The following is a 5,295-nucleotide window of genomic DNA, read 5'->3' as shown; positions in this document are numbered from 1 at the left end:
TGCTTCTGTTACCCCATAACCTTGTTCTAAAACGAGACTAATTGCATCCAGTTTAAATTCTTTGGGGTATTTCTTTCTTATCGTCATTACTTTCTCCAGTTAAGTGCATTATCTCTTAACTAGGGTGCTCAAATCTATTAAACCACGTCACGGCAAAGGGATACCCTTTCCACCTAATTATGAATTTGCTTCGAATTATAATTATTTTGTATTTCAGAAAGTTGATTTGGATGATTCTTTAAAACAGTTAGTAACTGACTGAGTGGTTTTGGAACGGGTGATTTGCCTTGTTCATAACGATTAAATGCATTAACACCACCACCAAATAAAAATCCCGCCTCTTTTTGCGTTAGGTTTAAAACTTTAGCTCTTATATGCCTAATTTCAAGAGGCGTAAGTAATCCATCAATTCGTGATTTCTCTGCTTGAATTAAATGTATAACTGCTTTGTTATCCTTGCTATCAATAATTCCTTCACCACATGCATCACACCACAATGCTGGCTGATCAATAACAAATTTTATATCTTTGTACATATAAGTCATAGGCTTTATTTTATGTTCTTGCTGCAACTCACCACAAATTGGACATAGTTGTTTAGTCATTTTATTTCTCCTTAAATGAAAGGATAAGCTCTCTGTTCGCATTAATTTGGAACTTAATATATAAGTTGATTCCCTTAAATTGCGTTTTATAAACATCCTGCCAAGCTGTAAAATTTGCATGTACTGGCGGCATTGATTTATAAAAATCGCTTGGTGCTAGACCTTGAATAGCCGAAACAACATCCTCATCGGTAAAATTAAGCATTACTTGACCTTGTTTAGCACTAGTAGTCATTACCAATTTACTAGAATGATCAAAAGCAAGTTTTATACTATTAAGATCATAAGTAGCTGTATTCTTTGCAATCATATGCACCAATAAATTAACCTTTAAGGTTATTATAGTATATGGAATAAATAACTTCAAAGGTTATTTTAATATAGTTAAAAAATTTGGGGAATAATGTCTGCATGCGGATACAAAGGTTAAACTTGTAGTTAAGAATACAGTGGTTTGTTTACTCCCTTCTCTGTTTTGAGTTGAACAAGGAATCATCTTAGAAAGTAATCTAACAAGCGTATATAAGCTTAAATTTATTACTGTCTAAGGCAAAATTTTGAATAAATTATTTCATTCTCAGGGTGTTCTTTTGATTCTTTGATCTTACCAAATGCGTAAATTTTGATGTGAATTTAAAAAGTCTATTCATTTCCAGGATTATCTGAACAATAGATACATCTCTATCGATTCTTATATAATTAGACTAACGACCCTCAGTTTTGTATACAACTTGTTTAATCAAACTCATTATATATTCCAAATCGTAATCGTTATCAACTTGTATTTGATAGTCTCCATTACCGTAATGCCCTACATTAGAAACATCACGTGCGAGTCCTTTACTGTCATCAATAGAGCCCCATGCAGTATTAATAAATAGTTTCAGTGATTTTTTCTGAACCTCTATATCAACAATATTTTTATCAATTTTAAAGGCCATGTATTTTTTTGTGGGCTTAAGTTCTATTTCATCACTTAAATTTAATATTGCATCTCTAAATTCTTCATATAAGTCAGCAATCTCCTCACTCGCTTTTGCAATATGAATATCCTCATTATAAACAATAATTTCATCAGTCACACGTTTTAGCTTTTTATTCCGTTGGGTAAGTGGTTTAATGCTTTCGGCACTTTGTGATTTTTTAATTTGATTTATTGATACAATGTTATTGTCGTATCGTTTAACTTCCCACAGCTCAATAGCTAGGTCTTTAAAGTTGGTAGCTTGAATTTGGTTATCAGTAAAAGATGGTGCAACGAACACTACACGAGTTTGACTCCAATCAATTTCATCTCGCTTTAAATTGCTTTTTAACTGCTCATTATATTCAACAATAAAATCAGCTTTGTTTTCAAGCATCAAACTCAAGTATGTAAAACCTTGATCGATTACGCTTATGGTTTTGTCTCTCTTATATTCAATAATAATAAAAGCCCTAGCCTGTTCATCATATGCTAATGTATCAATGCGTCTATTCTTAATACAGAACTCTCTACGCACTAGGATAAGCTGCATAATCTTTGTTAAATTCTGCTCAAACAAAATTTGAATTTCGCTCTCGAGCTCAAATTTGTGCTCATGAATTTCTGTTAACGAATTCATACTGTTTATATATATGGGCATTAATAATCCGATTAAAATAATATTAACCTACTACTAACCTAACACAACTTACAAAAAGGTACCAAAAGTACTCTTAAAACGATCAACAACAAACATCTTTCAATAAAGGAAAAATTTTGAATCGATTAGTGCTTAATTTTGGTATTTTGAGCTTATAAAATCAGATCTTTTAATCATATTCCATATTCATAGATTTTGGAACGTCTCTTTTATCAATGAGGTGGACTACAACCTTATTTATGTTAAATTAAATATATAGTAAATATTAATTACGGGACTAAGTGAATTATTTAAATTGTTTAGTTTATTTCTCTTTTTTCCTGATTTTATTTTTACTTGGTAAGGTTGAACAGCATGTAAAAAAAATTTCAACCCTTGAGACAGAGTTAAGAAATATACAGGATGAATTAATAGATTTAAAGGGTGAGTTAATGGGATTGCAGGAACTAATTGATGAGTGACATAGATTTATAGGCCATCTCAGGAATTCAAAAAAACTCCATTTCGAGTTCTTGTGAGTTAGTTACACCTGTCTACTAATTTATAAGTTAGTAGACAGCAAAATTTGATTGCTTTCTCCGTCTATTAAATCGATTTCCACACTATAATAGACAAAAGCCTCTATAAAACGATTTAGTGCTCTCTTTGCCAACACTTAACCCAGGTATTTATTACTTGATACTTATCTCCTGCGCAACGAAATGACATTAAATGAGTTTTGTTATTTTCTAGCCAATGATAAAACACCATACCAAAGGTCTTTCCATATTTCTCTTCTGGCTTATTCCAATTATTCCAAATTATAAATATTTCCTTTTTTTGCATCGTCCCTTTTCATTTTATTCACCAATTAATACATTCCTATTATCATTATAGATTTAATTACTTCAGAAAGATTGATTGATATAGATCGGATTTATTACTGAGCTAACCGGATTTTGTTTTTATTATTGGATGCTTGCAGAATATATAAAAAAATTTTTCATAAACATCAATAAAATGTAAATTTAATGTTAGGGTACAGTTGGATCTTTTTTGACTTTCTTCCATTTCAACAATTTGTTTTTGAGCTAGGTCTGAGATACATTTTTGTAAATCATTTGCTTCTTTTTGTGCAAGGTAGCTTTTTTTATTGGCGCTACTACTGATTATAATTGCAACACCACTGATGATTATCGCTAGGAAGGCTAGAAACAAGCTTATTATTTCATATAATGATATTTCCATGGTTATCTCTTAATAATAAAACTTGTTAGGGAAATTTGGTACACGTATTGACATTATAGTACTTATGAACCAAAATAATACAAAGGACTGGGGATTCTCGGTCGGCAAAAAGCCTCGGTGGATTCATCGGGGCTTTTTGCTTTTTACGCTACGGAAAAATTTTTAATCCATATCCTTTGATTTCACCATTCTTATTAGAGCGGAATTTAGTTTTAATTACTTCATAAGCTTTATTTGGTTGAGTTTCTCTTATTATTTTTAGCCCAATAGGTCGTGCAATTAAGTCGGCTATTTGGAGGCCTGAGGAATTACTTTTTTTATCAGTGAACACTATATCTAAAGGAAGGGGATGTTTATACCAATTGATCCCATCACAAACTCGTCTAAACTCAAGCTCCAATTCTTTGTCTTCGACTTTGCCTCTTTTTTCAACTATCACATGGGTTTGTTTGTTTGATTGTTTATTTTCTTTTAGAAAAGCATAAATTCTTTCTAAACCAAATCCTAATGCTATATGATAAGGGTTGTCTTCCCAGGTATAGTTTTCCTTATTGATCACACTTGCAACTACTGTAAAAGGCATTGACTCAATAAGGTTTGTAAGCTCATCCAGAAAATTATTTTTTAAATCTTTAGTTTTTAAGAAGTTAAAGTCACCTCTATCCTTTCTTATATCAGTTTCATGTAAAATTGATTGATCATGACCAAAATATTTAAATTTAAATTGTTGTATTTTGGGGACAACGTCTTCAATGTAGGCCTTTATATTGAAGATTGTAAAGACAAGAACGAACACCGGATAGCTCCCATCAATTTTATTCAATCCATGATCGCCACTTTCATCAACATATACGATGTAATCTGAAAAATCAGAAGTTTTACTAAGGTCAATCGAATTCATTGGTTTTCCACCATTTTATTACTTTCTCGGTAGTAGACCGAGCGACTAACTCCAACCATTTCACAAATTTGAGATACTGAAAACTCACCACTTGTTCTAAGTCGTCGAAGCTTTTCTGCTTTTTCTTTATTTAATGATTTTGGCCTGCCTCCCAATCGGCCCTTAGCCCTTGCTGCATCAACACCTGCTTGAACTCGTTCACGAATAAGCTCCCGTTCCATCTCTGAAAAAGCAGCGCAGATATTAAACATTAGCATTCCCATTGGGGTAGAAGTATCAATTTTATTATCCAACGACTCGAAATTGATTCCCCGTTCCTTGAAACTCAAAATCATTTCTGCAAGCTTAATCATTCTTCTACCAAGTCTATCAAGTCTAACTACACAGACAGTGTCACCTTTACGAAGTTTTTCTAGCAAGCGAGTTAGTTCCTTGCGATCATTTTTAGCGCCACTAACTTTTTCACTAAAGATTTCATCGCAGCCAGCCGCATTTAGCTTTTCGATTTGAATGTCTAAGCTTTGATCATTTGTAGATACACGAGCATATCCAAATTTCATAGTTCATTCCTTGAGCATAATAGTACCAAAATCCTAAGTGAATAGTGATTTTGAGACAAATGGTTTTGGGAGTAGTTTTGGAATGCCATTTTGATGGGTTTGAAGCAAACAATCAATAGAGAAGCGCAGTGTCCCAAAAACACATCTTTTTACGAACCGCCACTGATAATAATTTGCAGAATCGTTTATTCATCATATAATGCTCACTTCAATATTTATGGAATAAATAATGAACAAAAAAATATGCCTCTTGTTCTCTGCGATTACCCTGATCTCAATGAATCAAAATACTAACAGTGCTTATCTGCCTTGTTCAATGCAACCCCAAAAACTCAAAGAACGCTCTTTAGAATTAAAGAAGCTTGCAGATCAAGATC

General features: G+C 32.5%; 7 protein-coding genes. 1 reads left to right on the top strand and 6 read right to left on the bottom strand.

Going from position 1 to position 5,295, the window contains the following annotated elements; translation table 11 throughout:
* Nucleotides 1-173 precede the first annotated feature (173 nt).
* The 3 genes from ELY21_RS15380 to ELY21_RS15370 all read right to left on the bottom strand — a co-directional run bounded on the left by ELY21_RS15380 (nucleotide 174) and on the right by ELY21_RS15370 (nucleotide 2,230).
* On the bottom strand, nucleotides 174-605 hold the full coding sequence (locus ELY21_RS15380; protein WP_158618579.1) for a type II toxin-antitoxin system MqsA family antitoxin: 432 nt from the start codon (nucleotides 603-605) through the stop codon (nucleotides 174-176).
* Between the two features lies 1 nt (nucleotide 606).
* Entirely contained in the window at nucleotides 607-915 is a 309-nt protein-coding gene (locus tag ELY21_RS15375) for a type II toxin-antitoxin system MqsR family toxin (RefSeq protein WP_127110923.1), read from the bottom strand.
* A gap of 394 nt (nucleotides 916-1,309) precedes the next feature.
* Nucleotides 1,310-2,230: a DUF5655 domain-containing protein gene (locus ELY21_RS15370; RefSeq protein WP_127110922.1), complete on the bottom strand. Its 921-nt coding sequence runs from the start codon at nucleotides 2,228-2,230 to the stop codon at nucleotides 1,310-1,312.
* Nucleotides 2,231-2,511: 281 nt separating this feature from the next.
* Here ELY21_RS15370 and ELY21_RS15365 point away from each other — a divergent pair, with 281 nt between their 5' ends.
* Nucleotides 2,512-2,691 carry a hypothetical protein gene (locus tag ELY21_RS15365; RefSeq protein ID WP_127110921.1) on the top strand — a complete coding sequence of 60 codons (180 nt, stop codon included), beginning with the start codon at nucleotides 2,512-2,514 and terminating at the stop codon, nucleotides 2,689-2,691.
* A 466-nt stretch (nucleotides 2,692-3,157) separates the two neighbouring features.
* Here the strand turns inward: ELY21_RS15365 and ELY21_RS15360 are convergent, their stop codons facing one another.
* The 3 genes from ELY21_RS15360 to ELY21_RS15350 all read right to left on the bottom strand — a co-directional run bounded on the left by ELY21_RS15360 (nucleotide 3,158) and on the right by ELY21_RS15350 (nucleotide 4,918).
* Nucleotides 3,158-3,457, bottom strand: coding sequence for a hypothetical protein (locus ELY21_RS15360; protein ID WP_127110920.1), 300 nt, complete (start codon nucleotides 3,455-3,457; stop codon nucleotides 3,158-3,160).
* A gap of 148 nt (nucleotides 3,458-3,605) precedes the next feature.
* Nucleotides 3,606-4,358, bottom strand: a complete 753-nt coding sequence (locus ELY21_RS15355; protein ID WP_127110919.1) for a DUF3800 domain-containing protein — start codon at nucleotides 4,356-4,358, stop codon at nucleotides 3,606-3,608.
* The gene (locus tag ELY21_RS15350) at nucleotides 4,355-4,918 is read right to left on the bottom strand and encodes a recombinase family protein (RefSeq protein WP_127110918.1); all 564 of its coding nucleotides are present in this window, start codon (nucleotides 4,916-4,918) and stop codon (nucleotides 4,355-4,357) included. Before ELY21_RS15350 ends, ELY21_RS15355 begins: the two co-directional genes overlap by 4 nt.
* Nucleotides 4,919-5,295: the final 377 nt, after the last annotated feature.

Origin of the sequence: Legionella sp. km535, assembly GCF_003990085.1 — a bacterium.
GTDB classification, from domain to species: Bacteria; Pseudomonadota; Gammaproteobacteria; order Legionellales; family Legionellaceae; genus Legionella; species Legionella moravica.
This window is presented reverse-complemented; position numbering and strand designations above follow the sequence as displayed.